Origin of the sequence: Mycobacterium sp. HUMS_12744610 (assembly GCF_041206865.1) — a bacterium.
Lineage (GTDB): Bacteria > Actinomycetota > Actinomycetes > Mycobacteriales > Mycobacteriaceae > Mycobacterium > Mycobacterium servetii.
The window spans coordinates 108,661-132,636 of record NZ_JBGEDP010000002.1 but is presented as its reverse complement, the minus strand read 5'-3'; the positions used below and the strand labels follow the sequence as shown (position 1 = coordinate 132,636).

Here is a 23,976-nt window from a genome sequence, read left to right as displayed (position 1 = left end):
GGGAGTCACGTGAAGGACGAGGGGCTGGAATCACAGGCTGTCGACGTCGAGGGGCCGCGCCCTCCCGACCCGCGTGAGACTCTCGCGACGTGGGCGAATGAGCAGGATGAATGGGTCCGCTCAATCGTCCGACGTGTACTGGGCACTGGTCGAGCCCTGTCAAGCGACGACATCGACGATGTGTACTCGCTCTTTCGACAAGAGAAAGGACTTGATGAACGAACCCTTCCAACGGAGCCTGGCCTTACAGCGGAGGTGTCGGAAGAGGACGCTGAACTCCCGCTTGCCATCACCAGACTTTCTGAGGTAACCGGCGTCAACGCGATCGTGACGGGTTCTGTGATCGAGCCGCATGCCGGAATGACCATCTTGTTTGGCGAGAACGGCACTGGGAAGACTGGTTACGCACGAATCTTCAAGGCGCTCGCAGGAAGTCGCACTGCGGATGCAATCCTCAGCGATATCACCGTGACCGAAGTTGCACCGACTTCGGCGAAAGTTGAGTACACGGTCGGACCTGAAGTCAAGGAGTTTGCGTGGACTGGTGAGCACGGACAAGCGCCCTTCACACGGATGTCGATCTTCGACAGTCCCGCGGTGCACTTCCACGTGGACGACGATCTGGAATACGTGTATGTCCCGACTGTCCTTGCCCTGTTCAATCATGTGAACACAGCCATCAAAGGCGTGCAGGAGCGCATAAACCAGGCCGTCGTGAACCTGTCGTCTGGCTCAACCACACTGCTGAATCGTTTTCCGCGAGATTCGGCAATCTATCCGCTCGTGGAAACACTCGGCGCGTCTACGGACCTCGCCGAACTCAACGCGCTGGCCGACAGAGGCGCTGACGTGGACCAGCGGATCGATGTCCTGCGCCGAGCAGTCGCCGCGCTTGAAGCCGACACCATCACCGCTCAGATCACAGAGCGACAGAGAGACGAGCGAGTGTTGCGGCAAGCAGTGCTTGCTATCACCACGCTCGGCTCACTAAACGTTGAAGAGCTCAATGCGCAGATCCAGCAACTCGGCGAGCTCCGAGCCGATTATCGCAGCTTCCGCACCGACCTCTTCGCAGCTGCCGATCTCCCGGCAGCCCCCGAAGACACCTGGGATGCGTTCGTTTCAAGCGGCGAACGGTACAGGATGCACCTGGAATCGCTTGGCGTGCACGATGCGGAGCGCTGCCTCTACTGCCGCCAGCCGTTGGCGGATCCAGCCAAGGCCCTTGTCTCAAAGTACGGTGAGTACCTCACCGACAAGATCAGCTCCGACATCGCCTCTGTGGAACAGAGCATCAAAAGTGCGACGGCACCGATCCTGGCGATCCAACTCAACGAGATCAACGCGTTCATAGATGATCACGGGACTGGAGCCGGCCAGCCGTCATACGACACGGCACTATCCGGCATCAGAGACGCCGCTATTGCTGCGGCGGAAGCGATTCGAGCGTTAGGCCCCATAGACACCTCCAGCATGGAGGGTCTGTCGGCCCTCAGCTCTGACGTGTCGGCGGCACACGCATCCGTTGAGGCAGAGATCGCGGATCTGAAGACACAGGCGGAGAACCGCGCCGATGCTCTTCGCGAGAAGACACTTGAGTTAGCGGAGCTGACGGCGGCCGCGGAGCTGACGAAGTCCTGGACAACGATTCAGGCCCAGGTAGAACGGGCAAAGGAGTCGGACAAACTGCGTGTCTTGGCCGGCAAGTTCTCCTCTTTGGGTCGGTCGGTGACGGAGCTCGCAAAGGCTGCGAGCGACCAGCTCATCAACCAGAGCTTCGACAAGCTCTTCGCTGAGGAATGCGACGCACTGCGGGCACCTGGGCTCCAGGTTGAGTTCGTCGGCCGGCAAGGGCGAGCGCAACGTCGCAAGACCCTGGCGGGTCAGCACAAGCCTTCCAAGGTTCTGTCTGAGGGAGAACAAAAGGTACTGGCGCTTGCCGATTTCCTTGCTGAGGCTCGCCTGGCGGGGATCACAGCACCGGTCATCTTCGATGATCCTGTCTCCAGCCTGGACCATAGGCGCATTAACGAGGTTGCCCGCCGGATGGCGAGCCTTGCCGAACACAATCAGGTGATCGTCTTTACGCACGATGTCTTCTTTGCGGCCACGTTGTTGTCTCTCTTCGAAACGTCGAAGCGATGTGCCTACTTTCACGTGACTGATGAGGACGGGAAGGGCAAGGTCACGAGAGCGTCTGGCCCGCGCTGGGATTCACTCGGAAACCTTAGATCTCACATCAACAAAACGATCGAGGCCGCCCGCGCTGTGGATGGCGAAGCACGCGCAGCGTTGGTCCGCGAGGGTTATAGCTGGATCAGGTCGTGGTGTGAAGTGTTCACGGAAACGGAGCTGCTGAAGGGCGTATCGCAGCGGCTACAGCCCAACATCCGAATGACGACGCTCCGCGAGATCAAGGTAGGCGCACTGCCGGCCGCCTCCGAGGTTGTGACCCGCATATTCGAGGACGCCTGCCGATACACCGAGGCGCATTCCCAACCACTACCGACCCTTGGAGTCGGTCCGAGCCTGTCCAGTCTTGAAACTCATTGGAAGGAACTGCAGGATGCGCGCAAGCAGTACCTAGAGGCGACCGAGTAACACTGTGGTTACCGTGAAACGCTGCGTGCGTCAAGCGAACGTAGATGCAGCTTGCCGGGAGCTCAACCGTTCACGGTGCACAGTGTCTCGTGAGACATAGAAATTTCGCATAACCGCCGGATCCGCGAGGACCACCGTGGGGTCGGCGAATCCGTTGGGGCGGTCGAGGCGTTGGATGAGCACGTCTTCGGCGAGGCGGACCATCTGCTCGATCACCTGGTGGGGTGTGTAGTAGGAGCCGGATAGTCGGCGCAGGTCCGGGTCGTACTCCTCAAGAAATCGTTCGTACAGGTGCAGGTAGGTGTCGCGATTTCCGGAGCGGACTTTCGGCCAGTCGACTGCGCCGATTACGCGCACGAGTAGGTCGAGGGTGACTTTGAAGTCTGCTGCGACGTAGTCGGTGAGCAGTTGCAGGGCGCGGGACATGAGTGAGTGTTGGCCGGCGAGCTTGGCGCCTACGTTGTGCAGGCCGCCGGCGTTCTCCAGGTCGATGTTTTCGGTGCGGGCCAGGAGCAGGGCGAAGGTGACGGCCTGGGCGTAGCCGTCTGCGAAGACGTCGTCGGTGGCGGTCGGGAAGAGCAGGGCGCGCCAGTCTCGCGCGAGGCCGTGGAAGGGTTGTTCGCTTTCAGGGGCGCCCGCGGCGATCGCGTGCTTCTCGTCGGCGAGCTGGTCGATGACCTCGCCGCGCAGTAGGCGGCACAGTGGTGCGATTGCTCTGACGAGGGCGATGACGCCGGTGATCGGTGCGGGCTTCCACCGCAGGAAGTCGGTGAGGAGCTGTTCGAAGTTGTCGCCGCAGGACAGCTTGTTGCCGGCGGCGCGCAGGGTGCCTCCTGTGAGGTGGACGGGGTCGCCGACTTGTTCGTTGTCGCGGTAGAGGCGCCATTCGGTGCCGTTGGTGTAGACGAGGTTGGGCAGGTCACGTTGGCGCTGCCATTGATTGAGGTTGTGTCCGGTGAACGATTCGGGATCGAGGTTCGCGCCTGGTTTCTTGATTTCGACATAACCGGTGATCGCGCCGTTGACGCTAATGGCGTAGTCGGGGCGCACTCCGCGGTCGTTGTCGCGGACTTCGTCGTGAGGGACGACGGTTAGGGACAGGTGTTGGCCGGCGGCGGCGAGGAGTTCCTCGATCGGTGCACGGATGGCCGCTTCGGGTTCTCCGGGGCCGGAGAGCTTCCTCTTGCACGTGTCACCCATGGCCGCGGTCGCGTCGATGAGCCATTGGCCAGGCACAGATTCCCTCGCATATTGCTTGTGCCGCGCCGTGGCGGCGGTTCCGGTGGACTATCAGTTATCCAACACTGGTCGGGCTGGTTGAGCCGGTATTTCGTGGCCTGGAAGATGGGTGAGCGTGCCACCGGGTCCAGTCCTCTTGAACTTCCGGCGGCGGCCAGTAATCGATCGCTAATCGGTCGGACCACTTCCTCCGTGAACGCCAAGAATGGCCCACATCCGCCAGCGGATCGGCCTTGAGGTCGGTGCGGCGGCGGGCCCGGGCGGGCGGCCCTTCGGCCGCTGCGGCGCTGACTGTCTCTGGGCATCCTTACGCCGTGACCACTATCCGACATGCGGTAGATGTGTCCACACTGGCATGGAGATGGCTCTGCGTGGTTGGGAAGCGCTGCTGCTCAGTTTGGGGAGTCCGTCGCGGACGGTGATGGCTGATATCCAGTACGCGGTGTTGATGGCGACGCAGCCGATCCTGCCCCCACCGATCGTTGTTGCCGCCGGCGCATAACACGGGCCGCAACCCTGCGCGCTGTTCGGTGCTGTGTAGCTCGCAGCTCAGTGTGCGTAGTTGATCTTTACAAGCACTGGCAGGCTGGGCGGGTGATGTAGTCGGAGACATGTGATGCGGTGGCGGCCGTCAGTGAAGCGGTTGTGGGCGAACTTGGCCGGGTGCCGTAGCCAACTCTGGGTGTCGAAGTCGAGCGAATCGAGCTCACGTGTCCATGTCGACCATGCTGTCGGGTCGCTGGTCTTCGTTCCGAGTAGTGGAGATCGCCGCGCAAGTTCTGTTGCCGTCATGACTGCGTCGAAAAGCCCTGCGCGCCATGGTGCGTCGGCGAACGCGCATTCGAGGATGGCGCGGTACTCGGCGTTGGTTTCGAAGGCGTGGCGGTTGACGTCTGGGTCGCGCCAGCTGATGCCCAGGAGTCGGCTGAGTCGGTATTCGAGGCCGGGGTATTCGAGGTTCTTGCCGAGGCCTGCGGGCCACGGCAGCGAGCCTAGGGTGCGGATCTCGTAGGCGATCATGGGTCAGCCTGCCATGCCGAGGAACACCAGTAGTGCGCGTTCAATCTGGAGTATCTCTGTCGTCGAGGCTTTGCCGATGCGTTGTCCGAGCTTGGATCTGGGGGCTGTGGTGATCTTGTCAATCATGACTTGGCTGGGTGTTGTCAACCCGTTAGTAGCGTTGGGCTGCAGGGGTATTCGTAGCAGTGGGGTGTTGGTGATGGCAGTGGTGAGCGGGCAGAAGGTGATGGAGTCTGTGGCGTCGAATCGATCGTCTTGGATGATGAGGACTGGGCGCGGCTTGCCTGCGTAGTCACGTCCTGATGCGGTCCAGAGTTCTCCGCGTCTCACTGGGTGTCGAAGTCGTCGTCGTTGAATTGCGAGATGTCGTCGACCCAAGCCTGATCTTCTGCTGCATCGTCTGCGGTGGCAACTCGGGCTGCCTGGCGGTGTGCTTCTTCGGCGAATCCTGGTGCGCGGGTGTCTGGCACCCAGATCTGGATGGGGCGCAGTCCTTGCTCGCGGAGTCGGTTTCGGTGATCGGCGACTCGCTTGCCGACGTCGCGGTTGACCATACGCGCTATGTTACATGTAACGGTGGGCAATCGGCCACTAGAGGACGCGCGCGCCTGTAGCGGTCGGGCGCCTGGGTTGGTCGAATATGAGTGGCGTACGGGCGGTGGAGGGCTTCGAGGTTGTCGTCTGCGGACTCGACGGGCACGGTTACCGCCGCCGATAGGTGCGCTTCACCGCGGTGGACGGGTCGTCGAAGAACTCGTCGATGCGAGCGCAGGTCGCCAGTCGGGAGCGCGAAGTAGGCTGCCTGCGCGCCCGACATGACTATGACCGGTTCCAGCACCAACACGCCGTCAGGTTCCTCGTGCAGGAAATAGGTCAAGTCCGGGTGGCCGGCCAGTATGACGCGGCCGTGGTTGTCCGTGCGGATCAGTTCACCCATGCCACCACGCTTCCCGGTTGCGGGCCAGACCCTGCAAGGGTAACGCCCCAAGTTTGGATTCACGCCTCTTGCGACTCTCTCGCGCGGGGCAGCTGGCGATGGAATCAACCGGCTATCCGGTCCTCTTGAACTTCCCGCGGTGGCCAGTAATCATCGCTGTAACCGTCGTGCCTGTGCGGCGGTCCTCGTTCGGAGTCCACGGCTTCGATGGATCGGGGCAACGCCCTTTGGGCGACGCGGGCGACCCGCCCTATTGGCTCAGCGGTGTTGTGGTGACCGTGGATCGCCTTACATCGACACTGCGATGCTTCGATAGGAAGGCAGGTACCGTCATGGCCGCCAATCCCGAACGTAAGCGGCGCAATAACGCGCGGAAATCCGCTGCGCGAGAGCTTCAACGGAAGAATCCAGGCATGGGCTATAAGGAGGCCTTGTCGCTGACCCCGTCATCAGACTCTCTGGCGATTGCGCGGTTTCTTCATCGCTCCGAGCAGCTGACGGTCGCGCTGGAGAACGTCGATAATGCTGTCTTCCGCGGTATGAGGGTGCGGCGCTCGGCGCCAGAAAATCCCTATCTGACAGTCGAACTCGATGGCTTGGGAGAACTGACGCGACTGTGGTTCACGGTGATCGCCCGCCATACCCCGGAGCAGATCGGCGCCATGACGATGGCGGCCATTGCCGAGTGCTACCACGCCCTGGGCGAATGCCAGCGCCGCGCGATGGACGCGGCGACCCTGGCCAACGGCCTCTCTTCGCGCCAAGGGGATGGTGAGTGGAGTGTTCCAAACTGGAGCGCTGTGGTTGCAGAGCCCGACGCGAAGCAGAGCTTCTCCGCGAGGCAGTTCACCGTAGTCGATCCAACCGGCTCGGTGTCTGTCTCGGTCTCCGGGCTCGGAAGGTTCACGGACGTCACTGTCACCTCGGCCGATGTTGACCACGAGTCGTTGGCAGACCAGATCGTCGCCGTTGCAGGGCTGGCAAGGGCCAAACGCCGCATGGACCTTCGGCTCTGGACGCTGGCCGCCCATGAGGCTGAAGTGCGTAAACCTGACCGGTTGGACCACTTCCTCCGTGAACATCAAAAATGCCCCACACCCGAGGAATACCGGGCTTTGGAAGATCGCGTGTTCGCCAGCGGACCGGCCTGAGGTCGGTGCGGCGGCGGGTCCGGGCGGGAGGCGATCTGGCCGCTGCGGCGCTGACTGTCCCCTGGGCATCCTTACGCCGCTACCGCTATGCGACATGCATTAGATGCCGTCACCGACCGGAGCGGTATGTAATACATGCCGGGCGGATGGTACGGTACTCCCATGGAGAGCCTTGGTGATCTGGTCGATCGGCTGATCAACGAGCGCGGCGAGACGTTGACCGCGTTCGCGGAGCGAATGGGAACCAACCGTCAGACAGTGCGCGGCTGGCGTACGAGCTTCCCGGCGCCGGCCACACTGCGCCGGATCGCTGAGACGCTCGAAGTGCCGTACTCGATGGTGCTCACCGCGGCGCTGTACACCGCCGACTACATCGAAGGCCTGGAAGACGTCTTGGCGAACCAAACAGTCCACGTTGTCGTTCGAAACGAAGGCAGCGCGTACGACCGGGGCGAGGCGGCACCCGTTGCGGTGTTCACAAATGCCGACAAGGCAACGGAATTCGTCGAGATCTCCGACGCGGTGACCCCGGACGCGGACTTCGTTGAGGGCCCCATCATCGTCGAATCGGCTGAACCACCGCCAGCGGTACGCGTTCACACGCTGACGTGGTCACACCGGGCAGACAAGATCGCCGAATCGTCGATGCTGTACGGCAGCGTGCCAACCCGCGTCGGTAGCGACGGCGTGAGCGCCGTTGAAGGCCTCGAATTGAGTGACACGGGCGAGATCTACCAGCTGCGGGTTGACAGCCTCGATCCGGATGCGGGACGTGAAGTACTCCAGGCGGCGTTGCGGAAGCTTCGGGGTGACGGCCGGCTCCTTCCACCGGAAGTCGACGTCGCCGGCGGCTACAGCGGGCTGTCCGCGTGGGCGTACGAGCAGAGCCTGTTGAGCCCGTTTGATATGTCACCGTTGCAGCGCATGGGCTCGCCGCTGCAGCGCATAGATTCCCTGCGCCCGCAGCGCATGCCCATTGCCGTGGCTCGCGGCGGCGGTATGACGCCAAGTCCTGCGAGGTTTGTGCCAGTCGAGACAGATGATCTCCAGGCGGGCGATCTCGGCATCTTCGACGACCACGCGGTCCTGGTCGCCGAGCCCGGACGGCTCATTGGCACCGACGGTCAGGACATACCGATAAGTGAGGTCGTCGACCATCCCGGATTCAAGGGATTCGTCCGCCACGCCAGCGCCGCGGAGCCTTCATCGCCGACCGATGGTGATCGCACCGGCCGATCTGAACAAGAGGCACACACCTTAGCGAAGGTGGCGAAGGCCGCCGAGCGCGCACTGGGAATGCCCTACGTCTGGGGCGGCGGGACCGGCCCAGAACGATCGCGCGCGAACGAGTTTCGTCCGCGACGGCGAGTGATCGTCAACATGGCAGAAACCGACGAGGGAGATAGCGGAGCATGACAACCCCAGAAACGATCGACCGAACAAGCGAGCGGTTCGTGTACGACTACGGCGATCCGGAACACAGCCCGGCCCGCATGGTCGACGTCGACGAACTCACCGAACGACTCGCACGCGATATCGAAGCACATCACTACGGTTATGCAGACTCCGACGCAGCGACTGTCTACCGATACGTCCCAGGCAGCCCGCCACGCCTCGAACAGCTCACCCTGACCTGTGTGCAGCGCGAAGAGTTCGACGAGGACGACTGGGCTTACCCAGCGTGGGAACTGACCGGCCCCGACGGCACGTCCTGGGCCGTGGTCGGAGTTCGAATAGACGGCCGAGCCTGACCGGAAGGTATGGGGTCTGCATGAGGGAAACGAAGAGGGCAGAGGGACAGCGTGGGTCGGGAGAGCCGCGAAACTCAATGGCGTCTTGGAGTGGACTGCAGGAGGATCGTCAGATGAATAGCTTCGAACAGATGTCAGTCGATGCGCTATTGGTCCGTGTTCGGGCGGCGAGAGTGCATCGGGATTGGCTGCATACTGGGCGGCGTCGTGGACCTGCGCGGTTCTTGACGGTCGTTGAGAAGGACTCAGCGGGAGCGTCTCAAATTCTTGCCTACCTGCCGATGGCCGATGAACGTGATCAGCGGGCGGCTTTTGAGTTTCCCGGCCATGTCGTGGTTCGGAGCGAGCGTATGTACGCGGTCGAGAAGTTGGCCGCCGACGGTGTGAGCGTTGACGAGTCGCGGTTTGTGTCCCCGGAGCAGGCCGCGATGTTTCTCCTGGAGGTGGCCGACTTGGATATCAGCGAAGACCTCCTACGGCAGGGTGGGCTCTGTGAGTTCTTGGCATACTTTCGCGCCCATCCGATCGCGAAGCCAGCCTTAACCGAAGCATGAGCAAGCTGCCGTACTGTGTTCGGCCATGCGCTAATTGCCCGTGGCGCAGGGATTCTGCGGCGGGCGAATTCCCGGCCGAGAGGTATGACGCATTGCGTGCGACGGCCGGAGTACCCGGACGAGAAGCCGAACTCGGTGCGCCAATCTTTGCCTGCCACAAATCAGAGTCGGGGCGGGACCGAGCGTGTGCGGGTTGGCTCGCGATCGCCGGAACTCAGCACCTCGGTATCCGGCTCGCAGTCGCGCTCGGTCGCCTACCGGCTGGTGTCCTCCAGCCTGGCGAGGACTGGCCCGATCTGTTCGGTTCCTACGACGAGATGGCCGAACGGAACGGGGTGAAGAGCGCCGACGCGCCGTGTTCGAACCTGCTGTTCGGGTGACAGCAGCGGTGATATCGCGGCCGAACGCTTGACGGCGCACTTTTCCCATTGTGGGAAAATGGGCGGTAGTATTGCTGCATGGAACCTGCGATTATCGAAACTGACGCGCGAAGCCGTGCTGTCCTCCCAGGTCAGCCGAATGCGCGGTTCTTGATGCGGGTCAACGAAGACGGGAGCATTCTGCTCCAGCCGGCACACGTCGTGACCGAAGCACAGCATGAATATGACTCGACGCCCGAACTGCGTGAGCTGCTGTCTCGGGCTGCGGGCTCGGCCACAGTGCGGCGGTCTCGGGCAAAACGCACGTGAGCTCGGAGGGCGACTACTCAGCTGTCGCTGACGGTCAACTCGATGACCTTGAGCAGGGTGCGGACATTGACTTGTACAACGCGGTGCTCGACGTCATCGAGCTCATTTTCCGAGCGCCCGGGCAGGCTCAGTTCTACTCGACGGCGATCACCACAGCAGAGGGAATCAGGATGCGATTGCCGGTTCCGGGCTTCGGCGACTACAAAGTGTTTTGGTCAACGGATGGACCACGAATCGAGGCCATCTTCAAGCACCCATAGGGGGCGGCGATGTCCGAATATGTGATCGCAGCAAGGGAATTCGCTCGGCGCGCACATACCGGGCAGCGAGACAAAGCTGACCGGGAGTACTTCGAGGGGCACCTCGTGCCGATCGCTTCGGCGGCGCAAGTGTTTGGACCTAACGTGGTCGCAGCTGCGTGGCTGCATGACGTCCTCGAAGACACCGCGGCGACGGCGGAGGATCTGGCCCGGGCAGGGATTCCCGCGCACATTATTGCTGGGGTGGAATCGGTCACCCGCAGATCGGGTGAGACGTACTCGGAGCTGATCCAACGAGCGTGCGCCGACTCTGTCGGCCAGTTCGTCAAGCTGGTCGACAACGCATGGAACATCACCGCGAATCCCAAGGTTAGATGCTGCTAATATACCCCCATGGCGAAGATGAAATCCGCTGGTCAGCGGGCTGGGGTGCGGTCGGCGGCGATTTACGCGCGTATCTCGGCTGATGTGGAGGGCACCGGGTTGGGGGTGGCGCGGCAGTTGGAGGATTGCCGCAAGCTGTCTGCTGACCGCGGTTGGCCGGTTGGCGATGAGTATGTGGATAACGATGTGTCGGCGTTCTCGGGCAAGCCGCGTCGGCAGTATGCGCGGATGCTGGCCGATCTGGCATCAGGGGCGCGGGATGCGGTGATCGTCTACAACTTGGACCGGTTGCATCGCCGACCGGTGGAGTTGGAAGAGTTTGTCGCTTTGTGTGAGTCGGTGGGTGTGCGAGACGTGGCTACCGTGACCGCCGATATTGACCTGGGTAACGATGACGGGTTGTTCATGGCCCGGATTTTCGCCGCGTTCGCCGCCAAGGAGTCCGGGCGCAAGTCCGCACGTATTCGCCGCAAGATGTTGCAGAACGCCGAACAGGGACTACCGCACGGCTCGGTGCGTCCGTTCGGCTACGAGGACGACAAGATCACGCTGCGGACGTCGGAGGCGGCGGTGGTGCGTGAGATGGTGGACCGCTACTTGGCGGGCCAGTCGTTGTTGTCGTTGACGGTGTGGCTCAACGACTCCGGCGTTTCCCCGGCGGTGGCCAAGTCGTGGCAGACCTCGGCGGTGCGCCAGATCCTGTGCTCGGGCCGTATCGCCGGGCTGCGGGAGCATCGTGGTGAGGTGATCGGCCCCGCGAAATGGCCGGCGATCATCACCCCGGCGGAGCGGGACCGGATCTTGGCGCGTATCGCGGCGCGGTCGGTGACCAAGACGCGGGCGGCGCGCACGTATGTGTTGTCGGGGATGCTGCGGTGTGGGCGTTGCGGTAATCGGCTGTATTCGCAAGCCCGGCACAGTAATCCCGATCATCGGGTGCGCCGCTATGTTTGTCTGAAAGGACCCGATCATGGCGGCTGTGGTCGGCTGACGGTGGTCGCCGAACCGGTTGAGGCGTTGTTGACTGATGCGGTGTTGACCCGCCTGGATTCTCGGGATCTGGCGAAGGTGTTGGCCGGCAAAGCCAGCCCTAATCATGATGTGGCGGCGTTGGCGGCGGCCGTGGAGGCCGATCAAACGCGCCTCGATGAGCTGGCCGGGTTGTATGCCGACGGCGCGATCAGCGCGCGGGAGTGGATCGCGGCCCGCGACCCGATCACCAGCCGCATCCAGCAGGCCAGGCGTGACATCGCTGAGGCCACCGATACCAGTGAGGTTTATGAGTTGGCGGGCACCGGCGGGGCATTGCGCCAAGGGTGGCCCGACCTCGACGTGGAACGTCAGCGGAGCATCGTTAAATCGATCTTGGATCACGCGGTGATCGCACCGGGCACCCCGGGTTCGCGCAGTCTGGACATTAACCGCGTGCAACCCTGTTGGCGTATCTAGGTTTTCGGCGTCGTGGATGATCCCTGGCGAGTGCCGAGTGTGTCTCTGGGTTGGTGGGCGGTCAAGGCCAAAGCCGCGCGCGCTCGAAGCCAGCTTCGAGCCTGGACAGCCCGCCAGCCCAGACGTCAGGAATGCTCTTATCGCCGGGAAGGGTTGTTTTGAAACGGCTTTCGTCGTCTATCCGGTTGGCCGGTGACGGTACGGTGCCATTGCGTGCTTAGCGCAGGAGGGTTGCGATGGCGGCCAGGGTGGTGGGGTCGGTGACGGTGACCGCCAAGTTCTGGCGTTCACATGAGGCGGTCAGCCAGGCTATGAACTCCGGGCGCTCGTGCAGCGGGACCGCGCCGGCATCGTGGTTGTTGGCGGCGCCGCCCGCGGGCGTCGTGGCCATCACCCTGCCCCGCGTGGTGGCGGCGGGATGCGGGTGGAGACAGTCCGGGATTCGGTGATACCGGTGATGCGGGCGCTGATGTGGCGCAGGGCTGCGGAGATGACCAGGACGCGGTCACCGGCGCTGGTGTGTCCGGCGCGGTCGAACTCCCACAGCATCTCATCGGTGTCGATCGGTTGCTGCTGCCTGCCTGTGCTCGCCGTCACGTCGTCAGCGAAATGGGCGGATTGCGTATCGTCCTGTCGCCCTGAATGTTTGGCTATCTGGTTACGGGTCCAGGTGGCGCGGGCGGCGCGCAGGGCACCCATGGTGGTCGAATAGCGCCGCGATTTGGTGGTGATGTGGCCGCGGTAGCCCAGGGTGTGCAGCCAGCGCCCGATCCCCGCCAACGACGGGCCTGCGGAGGCTGGGTGTTCGGCGAGTCCGGCGATGGTGGACAGGATGGCCCGCACATGTTCAGTAACGTCGAGTTCGCCGATCGCTTCTGCGGACAGCCGGCGCGCGGTGATGCCGAAGTCGTGCAGGGATTTGGTGACGTATTTCGCCAGATATGCCGCAACCCTGCGCGGCGACAACCGCGATGTCGTCATGCGCGCGGTGTCGTCGACTTCGGAATCGCTTGCGGTTATTGGTTCGGGTGTCAATGGTTGGGTATCAATTTGGGTGCCGAACCGCACCGTGCGCACCCCGCCCGGGTTGGGGTAATCGTCGTCGCCGGCGGGCACGTCGATACTGACGCGACTGGCGGCGTGTTGGATCAAGGCGGCCAGCTCGGCGGCGGTGATCGGTGACGACCAGCCGGGATGCTGCTCGGCTACCGGACGAGACACCCCACCACCCCGCGGGGCGGCGGGGCCGTGACGATCGTGGTCACCTGATTTCGTGGTGTCGTTGGTGGCGGGTGGCGGGTCGAGGCGGATCAGGGCATGGATGTGGGGTATGGCGCGGGCTTGCAATTCAACGACTTTGACAAAGCTGACCCGCACCGAGCCGGGCTTGACGCCAACTGTTTTCAGGTGCGTCGCCACGGCGCGCCGTAGTGCGATGGTGAACCGCCGCCACAGTTCGGGCAGATGCCAGGTGAACAAGACATGTCCCAGATAGTCGTAGCAGTCCGCGCACAATGGTTGGCCCACCACAGGGTCATCGACACTGTGGATTATGGTGCAGCGCAGGCAGTTTCCGTGCCGGCAGCGGCCCGCCGACCTGTTGGGTATGGCGTGACACGGGGTTCCGGTGGCGTTATGCACGGCCCCGTAGCTGGGGGCGGTCAAGGTGGTGAACACTTGCGGACGGTTGGCGACCTCGACGGGTATGTCGTGGTGGCCGCCGGCGGCTCCGGCGTGCACGAGTTGCCAGGTGTCACGGGCGTAGAGGTCTGAGCATGACGGGCACACCGACGCGCGGCGGTTGTTGCAGCGCGTCCACACCGTGTGCTGACGCCCGGCGGTGTCGGCACCGAGCAGCTGGATCGGGTGGGCGCAGTAACCGACCGATTCCACTCGCCGCCACCACGACCCGAAACCGGGTGAGGAGGCGCGCCGGCACATCTGGGTGACCACCGCATCGGCATCGATGGTGGCCGGCAGGCCCGGCAGCACGATCACCGGGCTCTGCGTCGTTACGGTCTTCACCGATTTCCCTGTTCGCCTGAACGCGGTGCCCGAAAGGTGCGGGCCAACAAGGTGATATCGCGATCGGTGACGTGAAAGGCCCGGACCCGTATCGGGTCGGCGGTGCCATCGATCATCACGTACCCGACACCGGGCGTGGCATCAGCGATCAGGTCGCATTCGGCGCCGGCATCGCGGGCTCCTTGACCCAAGACCATCGCGGTCTGGGTGGCTTCGGTCATGCGCAGCCCGATCCGCACGGTGAACAACTGCCGCACCGGCAGGGTGTCTTTGGCCGGGTCTTGCACCGCGGCCACCACCGATATCCCGACCGCGCGGCCTTGGGAGAGCAACAGGCCCAACAGTTGCTCGGTTTCGGTGCGCAATTTGCGGTCGCTGACATAGGCGGTCAGCGCGGCGATCTCGTCGATGATCACCACGATCAACGGCTCGGTGGTGCTGGGGGCGTGCAGGCGGGTGTGTCCGCGCAGCCGGTTGGCCCGCGCCTGCATCAACCCCACCAGCCCGCGCAGCAGTTCAACGGTGGGCTGGCCGGTGTGGTGGCAAAACACCGAAAACATCGGGGCGCCCGCACCCAGCTCCATGCCGCCTTTGGGGTCGATCACCCACAACCGCACCCGCCCTGTCGCGACCTGTGGTGCCAGTCCGGCGATCAGCGACCACAACACCGAGCCCTTCCCGGCTCCGGTGGCACCGGCGATCAAAATGTGCTGGCCCACAACGGGTAGCTGCCACCAGGTCCGCATCTCGGTGATCCCGACCCGCACCGCGGTCAAGTCGACCAAGGTTGCCCGCGTCGGCATGGGCAGGGCAATGGGTTGGGCCAGCACGTCACCGCGACTGATGATGATCCGCAGCTCACCGGGGGTGGTGGCGCGGATCATGAGCCGATTGGCGCGCCACGCCGCCGCCAGCGCGTCGCCGCACTTGTGCCAATCACGGATCGATTGGCCGGCCACCAGCCGCACGATGAGCACGTCGGCGTGGTCTCCGATCTGCACCGACCGCACCGCGGGTATCAGGGTGCGCTCACCCAGCCGGGCGGTCAAACCGTGCAGCGCGCACACCGAGTCCCAGGTGCGGTGATACCGCCACCACGACAGCCAGCGCTGGCGCACCGGCGCGGTTACCCACGCGGTGAACGAGGACGGCTCCAGCGCTGCCCAGCCGATATAGGCCGCAGCAGCTAGGGCGGCGGTCAGCGCACCTGCGCGGGGGCCGTGGCCGATGGCGACCCAGATCGAGACGATGACGGGGATACTGAGGACCGGGAACAGGATTGCCCACCACAGCAGCTGCCCGGCGGCTTTGACCAATCCCCAGATCAACTCACCGATCCAGTCATCATCAGATGACTGATTAGTGTTGCGGTTGTAGCGGTTTGAGGTGTTCGACATGATGGCACGCTTTCCATTGCGACGGGTTGTGGTGTTGCCGGGGCGGCCGGCCCGACAGCCACACCGCGCTCATGCGGGTGCTGCCGGGCCAGCCCTTCGGTTACCGGGCCTGCTGGCCCGCCTTCGCGGCCGCTGCCGGGTCGGCGGCGGTGATGGCCTCGGCGCGATACGCGATGCCCGAGCGGCCGTCTTGGGACCACGGCAACGCCACCAGATCCGACACCGCAACAGGTTGGCCGACAGTAACTTTCGGCTCGCCAACCACGGTGACTGCCAGCACCTCGCCGCCGGTGGCGTCCAGGGCGATCAGCTGGACCTGCCACAACGCCTGCCCGGTCGCCTTGTCGATGCGTGGTGCGCCGGTGTCGAAATTGGTGCGCTGCTCGGGAATCCGGGTGCACAGAAACGTCACGCCGGTGGTCTCGATTCGCAACTTCATGATGATGTGTCCTGTCTTCTCTGGTGAGCGGCCCAACGGTGTTGTTGGACGCGCCACCCAGTGCAGCCCGACACCAGCCAAGGTCGAGAACGGAGGACCAAAACACACAGCGCGGCTGTGCAAAACTGTGCGGTGCCTCGCACCGTCGCGCGTGGATTCACGGGTTGCCGCCGCCCCCGCCGGTGCCCGCTCTTGTCGTCAACGCCGCCAACGAGGCAGCCCGGTAGGGTGTGCTGCAACCGCGCACACGAGAACGACAACAACGCGCCACAGCCGTGTCGCACGTTGGGAGTGACATTGTTCGCACTGCTGGTCAGGTTCACTATTCGCGCGGGACACGAGGACGCCTTCGACGCACTCGTCGCGCACACATTGGCCGCGATCACTACCGAGGAACCCGACACGATCGTGTATGCCAGCCACACCCAGGCCGACGAGCCCAGCGTGCGGGTGTTCTACGAGTGCTACCGAAGCCACGACGCGTTCCAAGCACACGAAGCCGCGCCGCACACCCGCCGGTTCCTGGCCGAGCGGACCCAGCATCTGGCCGGCCCGCCCGAGGTGTGGACACTTACCCCCGTTGCCGGTGCGATCAACGGAAGGCCCCTTCGAGGCGACGGTGCCCCGCGCTGACCCCACACCCGGCGACCTGGTTCGTACCTACCGAGAAGAAAAGAACTGGTCACGGGAGCGCCTGGCCGGCCAGATGCACAAATCGGTCAGCTGGATCGCCCAGATCGAACGCGGCGAACTGCCGCTGGTCGACATCACGGTTTTGGGGCGACTCGCCGCGCTGCTGGGCGCCCCGCTGCAAGAGTTCATCGAAGCCGCCCTGGGACCCGACGCCGAGACCGCCCGCAACCGGCCCTACGTGGAGCGGCTTCGTCTGGCCATCGCCGGACACCCCGCCCCCGACAGCATCATCACACCGGTAGCCGACGGTCCACCCTGCGATGTGGAATCACTGCGACAACGCACCGGCCACATCTGGGAGCGCATCCACGCCAGCGCCTACCGCGACATGGGACCAGCCATCGCCGCCCTGATCGGCGAGCTGGAAAACGCTAGCCGCACCGCCGCGAAAACCCAACGTCCCGAACTGTTTCCGCTTCTTGCCCAGACCTATCAAGCCGCCGCGGCGATGCTGGTCAAAGTCGGTGACCGCGGTGCGGGATGGGTCGCCGCCGACCGGGCCATCGCCGCCGCCGAACGCACCCACGACCCCGCCCTGATCCTGGCCGGTCAACTACGCATGGCCCGCACCCTGCTCGACTCCAGCGAACAAGCACTGGCCCGCCACGTCTTAACCCAAGCAACCCAACGACACGAATCCATCATCGCCGGCGGCGATCACGCCCTGATCTCACTCGTGGGCTCCAGCGCGCTGCTGTTGGCGATTCTGCACGCCCGCGACGCCAACACCGCGGACGCCGAACAATGTCTGACGGTGGCACGCCGGCTCGCCGCCGTCCTGAGCGCCGACCGCAACCACCACGACACCGAATTCGGACCCACCAACGTGGCCATGCACGCCGTCGGTGTCGCAGTCGAACTCGGCAACGGACAACAAGCCCTCGACCGCGCCGCCCATGTCCGCCACCCCGAGCAGCTCTCACCCGAACGGCAAGCCCGGTACCTGGTCGACCTCGCCCGCGCCCACCTGCTCACCCGCTCCGGGCGCGGCGCACTGCTGGCCCTGATCAAAGCCGAACAGATCGCTGCCGAAGAACTCGCCGAATCACCGCGCGTCGCCGAACTCATCGACGACATCGAAGCCCTGCACCGACGCCCGCGCCTGTCCGGCCTGCGTGAACTCCGCCAACGCCTCTACGGGTAAACGCCCACTCCCGCGATCCCCGCGACACGGCCGCTGCCGGCCCGCCGCCTCGGCCACCGCAGCACCGTTCCCACAGCTCACCACCCACCTGAGCAGATCCGCCCTGGCGGGTGGCTACCTCCGGGCTCCGCTGCGCTCCCTCTGCTTCCGTCCGCTGGCGCTTCCGTCCGCGCCGGTCGCTGCACTGCGCCCTGCGTCCGCCACCCGCCACCGAGACCAGCCCACCGGTGAGCCGTGAGAGAACTTCCGCCGGCCGGCCGGACATCGGGCAGCGACGATCGTGCGCATGGCGCTCCCAGGCGCAGCCGTCGAGTCGCCCTCGCTGGCGCAGATCAGATCACGACCGACTCCTGAAACAATGATGTCTGACATCGGCGGTGAGGACTTTCTTCACTGCTATCAGGCGCGGTTTCGTCCTTCAAATTCCGAGGAAACCCCTGACGCCGCAGCGTCTCGCCTGCTACGTTCAGGAGCTATGACTACGCCGAACTACCCGCAGCTCGCAACAACTTTCCAGCAACTTACTGACAAGGCTCAGTCTCTGGTGCAACAGTTCCAGAAACAGGGCACTGCAGGTAGCCCTCAACTGGTGAGCATCACCACTCCCGGCTCCTACACCGTCCAGATCCCGTCCGGTGCGACTTCGGTCGACATGATCGCGCGTGGCGGTGGTGGTGGCGGCGGCGGATACGACGACGAGTCCGGCGTCGCGGGCGGGACGGACGGCGGCGAAACGACCGCATCGGTGAACGGTGGAGGTGTCTCGATATATGCCACCGGCGGCACCGGAGGCGGCGAAGGCGATGGAGGCACTGCGGGCTACGGTGGTGACTCGCCGAGCGTCATCTTCAATGGGCAAAGTTACACGGGCGGTATCGGCGGTGCCGCAGGTGACAACAGCGCTGGGGGCAACGGTGCGTCGCCGGGCGGGGGCGGCGGCGGTGGCGCTGGCGGCACATCTGGCACCGAGGGCGGGGGCGGCGGTGGCGGTGGCGGGGTCGAGCGATACACCCAGACCATCAGCTCCGGGATGACCGAGATCGCAGTAACCGTCGGAGCCGGAGGTATTGGTGGTGCCTCAAGCACTAACGCACCGGGCGGCAACGGTGGTGACGGCGCCGTATACCTCTACTTCCATACCTGACCACCGCATGCTTGCGATTGACCGCGCCGCGCCCCCAGTCCTGTTTCTTAGGTCGCGGAATCAGCATGGCCGCCGCTGCCGTGCCGCGATGATTGGGATGGGTTTCGCCCCATGCTGACACCCCTGATGACGTGACTGAACGAGTGACCAACGACCCGGTAGCGGGGGAGGCTGTCGATGATGCGGGCGGGATATCGCTGGTGGGCCGGAGTGTGCGTGTCCGTGCTGCTGCTTGCCGTCGTGTGTGCCCCCGCCGCCTCTGCGGCGCTCCCGCTGGGCGGCGGAGCGGGCATCATCGTCGACGGCACGTACTGCACGCTGAACACGATCGGCCACGACAAAACCGGAGACCTGGTTGGGTTCACCGCCGCGAGCTGCGGCGGACCTGACTCCCCAGTGGTTGCCGAGGGTTCGGAAAACCTCGGTCCCGTAGGCACCGTGGTGGCCCTTGCCAACGACCCTGGTCTGAAGTACTCCGTGATCAAATTCGACCCCGCCAAAATCACCCCGATTGCTAACTTCGCCGGATTCGTCATCAACGGCATCGACACCAGCCCTTTCGAGCGGGGCCAGCCAGTGTGCCGACTCGGGGCCGCCACCGGTGACTTCTGCGGCCGCATCGGCTCCCTTCCATTCCGGAACCGGCGAATGTCCATGGGCGGGGGCGCCTATCAGCCAGGCGATGACGGCGGCCCGGCCACGTCCGATGGCCTGCTTCTCGGCCTGATCACCGGTGGCATGTTCATCCCGCCCGACCTGCAGGGAGCGCCGCCGCATCAATTCATAGAGATGACGACGTTCAGCGCCATCCTTGATGATGTCAACAGCACTGGTGGCCCCGGCGCGGGATACATCCCGGTTCCTGCCTAATGCTGGCAGTCCAAGGCCGGCGTGCGTTGGCCATTATATCGAGGCTGAGTCAACTTTGGACGGCTTGTTCAGGGACTGGAGTCGCTGTACTACGAGGAGGAATGTCGATCCTTGTCGATCGGGAATTGTCAGGCGACCTCTGTTCCGGTGATTTGCGAGTTCGGCGGCCGGTCTGATGTCGGTCGATCATTCCAGCGGTTTGCCATCGTTGAAGGTGGCAGCAGCTGGGACAGGACGATCAAGCTCGCCTGCGTTGACCTTGCCCTGGCGGGGCTGTTGCTGACCCGGGCCGCGCGATCGGGTGCGATTCACCATCAGGCGCGGGCGGCGAGCGCGGTGAATGCGCTGCTGGGAAGGTCCCGGGCGGGTGCGCAGCTGGTGGTCGCGACGATGGATCAGGATTTGGAAGCGATCCAGCGCCAGTTGGATCAGACGACGGCGCAGAATCGGTTGTTGGCGGTGCGGTTACGTGCGTTGGCTGCGGTCTATCGGGGCGGCCCGTCGGACCGCCCCGCCCAACACCCCCGAACGACACCCGATCCCGGCTCGTCACACCCACGACCAAACATCACAACAGCCACACCCGGCCACACGCGTCGCGCCACACTGACGACCCAAGGATCAAGCAGTCAACTTTCGCTACGTGGCAGTGGTTTCGGGGGTTGAATGAAGCTGAGTTGGTGGTAATGTCGAGAACGTGACAGAAGATCAGTTCCTGATAGCGCTCTATGGAATTGTCACCGAGGCTGCCAATGCATTCGCCGGGTTTTTGACGGGCCATCTTATCCTTGATGATCTCGATGACCTCTTGGAAGCGTTGTCGTTGCTTTTTCTTGCCGCCGATATCGCACTGCACTGGGTTCAAGTAGGCGTTTGCCTTGCCGCGGATTTCGCCCCCTAATGAATTGACGTAATCTATCAAACAGTCACTATTGGTGGCTTTCGCCTGAATCTACTGACGTTTCTGTAGGTTCGTTGACTCGCGAATATCAAAATATGGAGAATACTCCACACCGACTACCGGCGCCCGCTGTCAACATTCCAGACCGCGTTCACCGCAATCCGCGGCCTCATATTCTTCACCCAGGGTTTTGAATAAGCCTCCTTGTTAATATCCCTAGAAGCCCAAGACGCTGGCCAAACTATGCATGAACGGCACACGGAACTATCCGCTGTCGGCCGCGAAATGCCACCCCGCCGCATCTACGGTAAAGCATCGACAATGATTTCCGCAGCACATCCAGAAATTTCGACGATATCGTCAACTATAGAAGGAGTTGACGTTGAAACCTCCGTAATAAGGTCTGCTGCTGAGAAAATAAGAGATGGGTCTGTGATGACATGCTCAATGAATATGCCGAACGCGGCGACGAGATTGTTGAGCGCATCCGTCATCTGCTGCTGAGCTTCAGCAACGGCCCCGGGATTTTGCAGATTGCTCATTTCGTTAACCTCGCAAAGCTATGGTCGTGGGACGTAACTTTCGCGGTGCCTCGTCCCTGGGATTAAGCGGGTGTGGAAGCGGAAGCAAGCAGCGCCGTTGCCACCCGTTGTCGCCCGCGGTTCCACTGCTGCTGGACGCCACCGCCCGGCCCGCCCTGCGCCATCCAGCACCACGTCAACGATAGTTGCACCGGACGGATTGGTGACGATGTAGACAGTATACCAGCTAGGAGTAGTGGTGGTGCTGACCAGTTGAGGGTTACGACCGATACCCTGTTTTCCGAACTGCTGGACCAGAGCTTGCGACTTGTCCGCAGGCAACTGCAAAACCGCTGCGGGCTGCGGGTAAATCGGTGCCATCATAGTTCGCTGACGCTAGCAGACCGCACCTCGGCATGGGCCGGATTTCACAGACAGATGTGACCCAAGATGTCACAGAAATTTGGCAGGAGATCACCAGTCCGCTCCCACGATGTCGACGGCGAAATTGCTTCAACCCGAAACAATTTCGCTATGGCATCACACGATGTCACGTGATAGCGTCGGTCGCCCGCGTCTTATCAGTAACGAAGCGCGCTGAATTGGGCGTTTGGGCTGGTTCTACTGTCGGCGCCATGTGTAAGACGCGGCGGTAAGGCTGGTTTCGTGGTGTAGCCACGTGTCTGCGTGAGGCGCGCGCGCCAGCCCCGAAGTCGCGCCGAGCAACAAGGGCGGGGGCTCCAGCTGGCTAGCGTGCGCCGGCGCGTCACGTCACCGGGGCTGGTAGCTTTGTGCCCGGTGTGGGTGAGGGTCTGATGGCTGAGTGGTGGTGTCGATGACGTCGGTGGCCGTGGTGCCGGAAGCCCTGGTAGCGGCGGTGTCTGATCTGGCCGGTATCGGTTCGGCGGTGAACAGTGCCCGCGCGGCCGCCTCACCGGCCACCACGGCGATCGCGGCCGCGGGCGCCGATGAGGTGTCGGCCGCGATCTCGGCGGTGTTTTCTGAGTTCGCGCGCGATTATCAGGCCGCGGGTGCGGCTGCGGCGGTGTTTCACCAGCGGTTCATGGACACCCTGAATTCCGGTGCGGGCGCCTACGCGGCGGCCGAGGCCGCCAGCGCCAGCCGCCTGCAGGCCCTGCACACCGTTGAGTGTGACGTGTCGGGGGCGATCAACGCGCCGTTCCTGCGGTTCACCGGGCGCCCGCTGTTCGGCAACGGCGCCAACGGCACCACCGTTGATGGTGTGGGCACCGCCGGTGGGGCCGGGGGGTGGCTGTTCGGCGACGGCGGGCATGGCGGGGCCAGCACCGCTCCGGGAGCCACCGGCGGGGCCGGCGGGGCCGGGGGGTGGCTGTTCGGCGACGGGGGAATCGGCGGGGCCGGAGGGCCGGCCACAGGAGCCGGAAACGGGGGAGCCGGCGGGGCCGGTGGGGCCGGTGGGGTCTCGGGATTGCTGTTCGGTATCGGCGGCACCGGCGGGACCGGTGGGACCGCCACCACCGGTGCCGGCGGTACCGGCGGGGCCGGCGGGGCCGGGGGTCTTCTCCTGTCGTGGGGCGGCACCGGCGGGACCGGTGGGACCGCCACCACCGGCACCGGCGGGACCGGTGGCGCGGGCGGCAGCGACGCCGGCCTGTTTCTTGGTTTCGGTGGGCACGGCGGCGCCGGTGGCGCGGCCAGCGGGGCCTCCGGTGTCGGCGGGCACGGTGGCGCCGGCGGCCTCGGCGCGGGCCGCAGCCTAATCGGGATCGACTACGCGGTGGGCGGCGCCGGCGGCGCCGGTGGTGCCGCCACCGGGACGGGTGGCACCGGCGGCGCGGGTGGCGCCGGTGGTTACGGCGCTGGCGTCTCCTTCGTCGGGTTCGACGTCGCGCACGGCGGCGCTGGCGGTGCCGGTGGCGCTGCCACCCATGTGGACGGCACCGGCGGCGTGGGTGGTACTGGCGGTGGTGCCGCCGGCTTGGCGCTTGCCGGGTTCGACGTCACCCACGGCGGGGCCGGTGGGGCCGGCGGGGCCGCCGCTCTGCACGGTGGCGCCGGTGGCACCGGCGGCATGGATGTCAGCCTCGCCCTGTTCGGCGGCAGCCTCGATCACGGCGGGGCCGGCGGGGCCGGCGGGGCCGCCACCGGCGCCAGCGGTCACGGCGGTGCCGGAGGTGACGGCGGTGTGGGCGCCACGTTGGTGGGCATCGCCAGCGGTGGGGGCGGCGGGGCCGGCGGCGCCGCTACCGGCGCCAGCGGGCACGGCGGTGCTGGCGGTGACGGCGGCCTGGGCGCCGCATTGGTAGGCGCTGGTCTCGGCGGTGGCGGCGGGCACGGCGGCAACACCACCCTCGGCCACGGCGGCCACGGCGGTGACGGCGGTGACGGCCTCGGATTGTTCGGATTCGGCGGCAACGGTGGTGACGCCGGGAGCGGCGCCTACCCCGCCCACGGCGGCGACGGCGGCAACGCCGGGGCAAGTATGAACGGCAAGTTCACCCCGGCGCTCTACGGCGACGGCGGCAACGGCGGTGACGGTGCCAGCGGCGGCAACGGAGGTCCCGGCGGCACCGCCGGCTTTTTCGGCGGCACCCCAGGGACCGACGGAACGCCGTAGCGCCGCCAGCAGGTCCCGGCACCGGTGACCGGCCGCGGGGGCGGATCGCTCAGGACGGGCATCCGGCCGGGGCGGGCACCAGGATCCACGCTCGAAGCCGGCATTTCGGATCATCCCCCTGGGGGAAATGGCGGAAGCCGGGGGGTGCGATCCCCCGGCCGCCCAGGGTGCCGGAAAGGCCGATGTGTGGGGCTGGGACCCCGGCGTT

The 23,976-nt window shown here is 64.6% G+C and carries 27 protein-coding genes; 17 read left to right on the top strand and 10 right to left on the bottom strand.

The window, feature by feature from the left end:
- The first annotated feature begins 9 nt into the window (after positions 1-9).
- The gene (locus tag AB8998_RS30115) at positions 10-2,601 is read left to right on the top strand and encodes an AAA family ATPase (RefSeq protein ID WP_369739994.1); all 2,592 of its coding nucleotides are present in this window, start codon (positions 10-12) and stop codon (positions 2,599-2,601) included.
- 30 nt (positions 2,602-2,631) lie between these two features.
- Here the strand turns inward: AB8998_RS30115 and AB8998_RS30110 are convergent, their stop codons facing one another.
- Positions 2,632-3,837, bottom strand: a complete 1,206-nt coding sequence (locus AB8998_RS30110; protein ID WP_369741971.1) for a hypothetical protein — start codon at positions 3,835-3,837, stop codon at positions 2,632-2,634.
- Positions 3,838-4,195: 358 nt separating this feature from the next.
- Here AB8998_RS30110 and AB8998_RS30105 point away from each other — a divergent pair, with 358 nt between their 5' ends.
- Entirely contained in the window at positions 4,196-4,342 is a 147-nt protein-coding gene (locus AB8998_RS30105; protein ID WP_369741970.1) for a hypothetical protein, read from the top strand.
- Between the two features lie 47 nt (positions 4,343-4,389).
- On the opposite strand, the gene AB8998_RS30100 is transcribed toward AB8998_RS30105, so the two are convergent.
- Genes AB8998_RS30100 through AB8998_RS30085 form a run of 4 tightly spaced genes read right to left on the bottom strand, consistent with a single transcriptional unit; the run spans position 4,390 to position 5,797 of the window.
- On the bottom strand, positions 4,390-4,860 hold the full coding sequence (locus AB8998_RS30100; RefSeq protein WP_369741969.1) for a transcriptional regulator: 471 nt from the start codon (positions 4,858-4,860) through the stop codon (positions 4,390-4,392).
- A gap of 3 nt (positions 4,861-4,863) precedes the next feature.
- The gene (locus tag AB8998_RS30095) at positions 4,864-5,190 is read right to left on the bottom strand and encodes a type II toxin-antitoxin system PemK/MazF family toxin (RefSeq protein WP_369741968.1); all 327 of its coding nucleotides are present in this window, start codon (positions 5,188-5,190) and stop codon (positions 4,864-4,866) included.
- On the bottom strand, positions 5,187-5,414 hold the full coding sequence (locus tag AB8998_RS30090; RefSeq protein ID WP_369741967.1) for an antitoxin MazE family protein: 228 nt from the start codon (positions 5,412-5,414) through the stop codon (positions 5,187-5,189). The genes AB8998_RS30095 and AB8998_RS30090 overlap by 4 nt, the downstream gene beginning before the upstream one ends.
- A 5-nt stretch (positions 5,415-5,419) precedes the next feature.
- Positions 5,420-5,797, bottom strand: coding sequence for a hypothetical protein (locus tag AB8998_RS30085; protein WP_369741966.1), 378 nt, complete (start codon positions 5,795-5,797; stop codon positions 5,420-5,422).
- A gap of 332 nt (positions 5,798-6,129) precedes the next feature.
- Here AB8998_RS30085 and AB8998_RS30080 point away from each other — a divergent pair, with 332 nt between their 5' ends.
- The 8 genes from AB8998_RS30080 to AB8998_RS30045 all read left to right on the top strand — a co-directional run bounded on the left by AB8998_RS30080 (position 6,130) and on the right by AB8998_RS30045 (position 12,035).
- Complete coding sequence (locus AB8998_RS30080; protein WP_369741965.1) at positions 6,130-6,948, top strand: hypothetical protein; 819 nt, start codon at positions 6,130-6,132, stop codon at positions 6,946-6,948.
- 162 nt (positions 6,949-7,110) lie between these two features.
- On the top strand, positions 7,111-8,364 hold the full coding sequence (locus AB8998_RS30075) for a helix-turn-helix domain-containing protein (RefSeq protein WP_369741964.1): 1,254 nt from the start codon (positions 7,111-7,113) through the stop codon (positions 8,362-8,364).
- Entirely contained in the window at positions 8,361-8,699 is a 339-nt protein-coding gene (locus AB8998_RS30070) for a hypothetical protein (protein ID WP_369741963.1), read from the top strand. Before AB8998_RS30075 ends, AB8998_RS30070 begins: the two co-directional genes overlap by 4 nt.
- Positions 8,700-8,812: 113 nt before the next feature.
- Positions 8,813-9,253: a hypothetical protein gene (locus AB8998_RS30065; protein ID WP_369741962.1), complete on the top strand. Its 441-nt coding sequence runs from the start codon at positions 8,813-8,815 to the stop codon at positions 9,251-9,253.
- A complete protein-coding gene (locus AB8998_RS30060) occupies positions 9,250-9,633 on the top strand; it encodes a DUF6283 family protein (RefSeq protein WP_369741961.1) in 384 nt (127 codons plus the stop codon). The genes AB8998_RS30065 and AB8998_RS30060 overlap by 4 nt, the downstream gene beginning before the upstream one ends.
- A 305-nt stretch (positions 9,634-9,938) precedes the next feature.
- Positions 9,939-10,202 (top strand): hypothetical protein, encoded by a 264-nt coding sequence (locus AB8998_RS30055; RefSeq protein WP_369741960.1) that lies wholly within the window; start codon positions 9,939-9,941, stop codon positions 10,200-10,202.
- Positions 10,203-10,211: 9 nt separating this feature from the next.
- Positions 10,212-10,586 carry a phosphohydrolase gene (locus tag AB8998_RS30050; RefSeq protein WP_369741959.1) on the top strand — a complete coding sequence of 125 codons (375 nt, stop codon included), beginning with the start codon at positions 10,212-10,214 and terminating at the stop codon, positions 10,584-10,586.
- 9 nt (positions 10,587-10,595) lie between these two features.
- A complete protein-coding gene (locus AB8998_RS30045; protein WP_369741958.1) occupies positions 10,596-12,035 on the top strand; it encodes a recombinase family protein in 1,440 nt (479 codons plus the stop codon).
- Positions 12,036-12,252: 217 nt separating this feature from the next.
- On the opposite strand, the gene AB8998_RS30040 is transcribed toward AB8998_RS30045, so the two are convergent.
- The 4 genes from AB8998_RS30040 to AB8998_RS30025 form a co-directional block, all read right to left on the bottom strand.
- Positions 12,253-12,426, bottom strand: a complete 174-nt coding sequence (locus AB8998_RS30040) for a hypothetical protein (protein WP_369741957.1) — start codon at positions 12,424-12,426, stop codon at positions 12,253-12,255.
- Positions 12,426-13,976: a replication initiator gene (locus tag AB8998_RS30035; protein ID WP_369742072.1), complete on the bottom strand. Its 1,551-nt coding sequence runs from the start codon at positions 13,974-13,976 to the stop codon at positions 12,426-12,428. Before AB8998_RS30035 ends, AB8998_RS30040 begins: the two co-directional genes overlap by 1 nt.
- An 80-nt stretch (positions 13,977-14,056) precedes the next feature.
- Entirely contained in the window at positions 14,057-15,457 is a 1,401-nt protein-coding gene (locus AB8998_RS30030; protein ID WP_369741956.1) for an FtsK/SpoIIIE domain-containing protein, read from the bottom strand.
- Between the two features lie 100 nt (positions 15,458-15,557).
- Positions 15,558-15,896: an SCO3933 family regulatory protein gene (locus tag AB8998_RS30025; protein WP_369741955.1), complete on the bottom strand. Its 339-nt coding sequence runs from the start codon at positions 15,894-15,896 to the stop codon at positions 15,558-15,560.
- A gap of 291 nt (positions 15,897-16,187) precedes the next feature.
- On the opposite strand from AB8998_RS30025, the gene AB8998_RS30020 reads away from it, so the two are divergent.
- The 6 genes from AB8998_RS30020 (at position 16,188) to AB8998_RS29995 (ending at position 20,648) form a co-directional block, all read left to right on the top strand.
- Positions 16,188-16,529 (top strand): putative quinol monooxygenase, encoded by a 342-nt coding sequence (locus AB8998_RS30020; protein WP_369741954.1) that lies wholly within the window; start codon positions 16,188-16,190, stop codon positions 16,527-16,529.
- On the top strand, positions 16,483-17,733 hold the full coding sequence (locus AB8998_RS30015) for a helix-turn-helix domain-containing protein (protein ID WP_369741953.1): 1,251 nt from the start codon (positions 16,483-16,485) through the stop codon (positions 17,731-17,733). The genes AB8998_RS30020 and AB8998_RS30015 overlap by 47 nt, the downstream gene beginning before the upstream one ends.
- Before the next feature lie 475 nt (positions 17,734-18,208).
- Complete coding sequence (locus AB8998_RS30010; RefSeq protein ID WP_369741952.1) at positions 18,209-18,877, top strand: hypothetical protein; 669 nt, start codon at positions 18,209-18,211, stop codon at positions 18,875-18,877.
- A gap of 180 nt (positions 18,878-19,057) precedes the next feature.
- Positions 19,058-19,747 (top strand): chymotrypsin family serine protease, encoded by a 690-nt coding sequence (locus tag AB8998_RS30005; RefSeq protein WP_369742071.1) that lies wholly within the window; start codon positions 19,058-19,060, stop codon positions 19,745-19,747.
- Between the two features lie 111 nt (positions 19,748-19,858).
- A complete protein-coding gene (locus AB8998_RS30000; protein WP_369741951.1) occupies positions 19,859-20,413 on the top strand; it encodes a hypothetical protein in 555 nt (184 codons plus the stop codon).
- Positions 20,414-20,444: 31 nt separating this feature from the next.
- On the top strand, positions 20,445-20,648 hold the full coding sequence (locus AB8998_RS29995) for a hypothetical protein (protein WP_369741950.1): 204 nt from the start codon (positions 20,445-20,447) through the stop codon (positions 20,646-20,648).
- A gap of 302 nt (positions 20,649-20,950) precedes the next feature.
- On the opposite strand, the gene AB8998_RS29990 is transcribed toward AB8998_RS29995, so the two are convergent.
- On the bottom strand, positions 20,951-21,190 hold the full coding sequence (locus tag AB8998_RS29990) for a hypothetical protein (RefSeq protein WP_369741949.1): 240 nt from the start codon (positions 21,188-21,190) through the stop codon (positions 20,951-20,953).
- An 814-nt stretch (positions 21,191-22,004) separates the two neighbouring features.
- On the opposite strand from AB8998_RS29990, the gene AB8998_RS29985 reads away from it, so the two are divergent.
- Positions 22,005-23,768 carry a PE family protein gene (locus AB8998_RS29985; RefSeq protein ID WP_369741948.1) on the top strand — a complete coding sequence of 588 codons (1,764 nt, stop codon included), beginning with the start codon at positions 22,005-22,007 and terminating at the stop codon, positions 23,766-23,768.
- Positions 23,769-23,976 lie beyond the last annotated feature (208 nt).

What these genes read in the sequence shown, in the direction of transcription:
- AB8998_RS30105 (WP_369741970.1), top strand. Translation starts at nt 4,196, where the DNA reads ATGGAGATGGCTCTGCGTGGTTGGGAAGCGCTGCTGCTCAGTTTGGGG.
- AB8998_RS30100 (WP_369741969.1), bottom strand. Translation starts at nt 4,860, where the DNA reads ATGATCGCCTACGAGATCCGCACCCTAGGCTCGCTGCCGTGGCCCGCA.
- AB8998_RS30090 (WP_369741967.1), bottom strand. Translation starts at nt 5,414, where the DNA reads ATGGTCAACCGCGACGTCGGCAAGCGAGTCGCCGATCACCGAAACCGA.
- AB8998_RS30085 (WP_369741966.1), bottom strand. Translation starts at nt 5,797, where the DNA reads ATGGGTGAACTGATCCGCACGGACAACCACGGCCGCGTCATACTGGCC.
- AB8998_RS30080 (WP_369741965.1), top strand. Translation starts at nt 6,130, where the DNA reads ATGGCCGCCAATCCCGAACGTAAGCGGCGCAATAACGCGCGGAAATCC.
- AB8998_RS30075 (WP_369741964.1), top strand. Translation starts at nt 7,111, where the DNA reads ATGGAGAGCCTTGGTGATCTGGTCGATCGGCTGATCAACGAGCGCGGC.
- AB8998_RS30070 (WP_369741963.1), top strand. Translation starts at nt 8,361, where the DNA reads ATGACAACCCCAGAAACGATCGACCGAACAAGCGAGCGGTTCGTGTAC.
- AB8998_RS30065 (WP_369741962.1), top strand. Translation starts at nt 8,813, where the DNA reads ATGAATAGCTTCGAACAGATGTCAGTCGATGCGCTATTGGTCCGTGTT.
- AB8998_RS30060 (WP_369741961.1), top strand. Translation starts at nt 9,250, where the DNA reads ATGAGCAAGCTGCCGTACTGTGTTCGGCCATGCGCTAATTGCCCGTGG.
- AB8998_RS30050 (WP_369741959.1), top strand. Translation starts at nt 10,212, where the DNA reads ATGTCCGAATATGTGATCGCAGCAAGGGAATTCGCTCGGCGCGCACAT.
- AB8998_RS30045 (WP_369741958.1), top strand. Translation starts at nt 10,596, where the DNA reads ATGGCGAAGATGAAATCCGCTGGTCAGCGGGCTGGGGTGCGGTCGGCG.
- AB8998_RS30040 (WP_369741957.1), bottom strand. Translation starts at nt 12,426, where the DNA reads ATGGCCACGACGCCCGCGGGCGGCGCCGCCAACAACCACGATGCCGGC.
- AB8998_RS30035 (WP_369742072.1), bottom strand. Translation starts at nt 13,976, where the DNA reads ATGTGCCGGCGCGCCTCCTCACCCGGTTTCGGGTCGTGGTGGCGGCGA.
- AB8998_RS30030 (WP_369741956.1), bottom strand. Translation starts at nt 15,457, where the DNA reads ATGTCGAACACCTCAAACCGCTACAACCGCAACACTAATCAGTCATCT.
- AB8998_RS30025 (WP_369741955.1), bottom strand. Translation starts at nt 15,896, where the DNA reads ATGAAGTTGCGAATCGAGACCACCGGCGTGACGTTTCTGTGCACCCGG.
- AB8998_RS30010 (WP_369741952.1), top strand. Translation starts at nt 18,209, where the DNA reads ATGACTACGCCGAACTACCCGCAGCTCGCAACAACTTTCCAGCAACTT.
- AB8998_RS30005 (WP_369742071.1), top strand. Translation starts at nt 19,058, where the DNA reads ATGCGGGCGGGATATCGCTGGTGGGCCGGAGTGTGCGTGTCCGTGCTG.
- AB8998_RS29990 (WP_369741949.1), bottom strand. Translation starts at nt 21,190, where the DNA reads ATGAGCAATCTGCAAAATCCCGGGGCCGTTGCTGAAGCTCAGCAGCAG.
- AB8998_RS29985 (WP_369741948.1), top strand. Translation starts at nt 22,005, where the DNA reads ATGACGTCGGTGGCCGTGGTGCCGGAAGCCCTGGTAGCGGCGGTGTCT.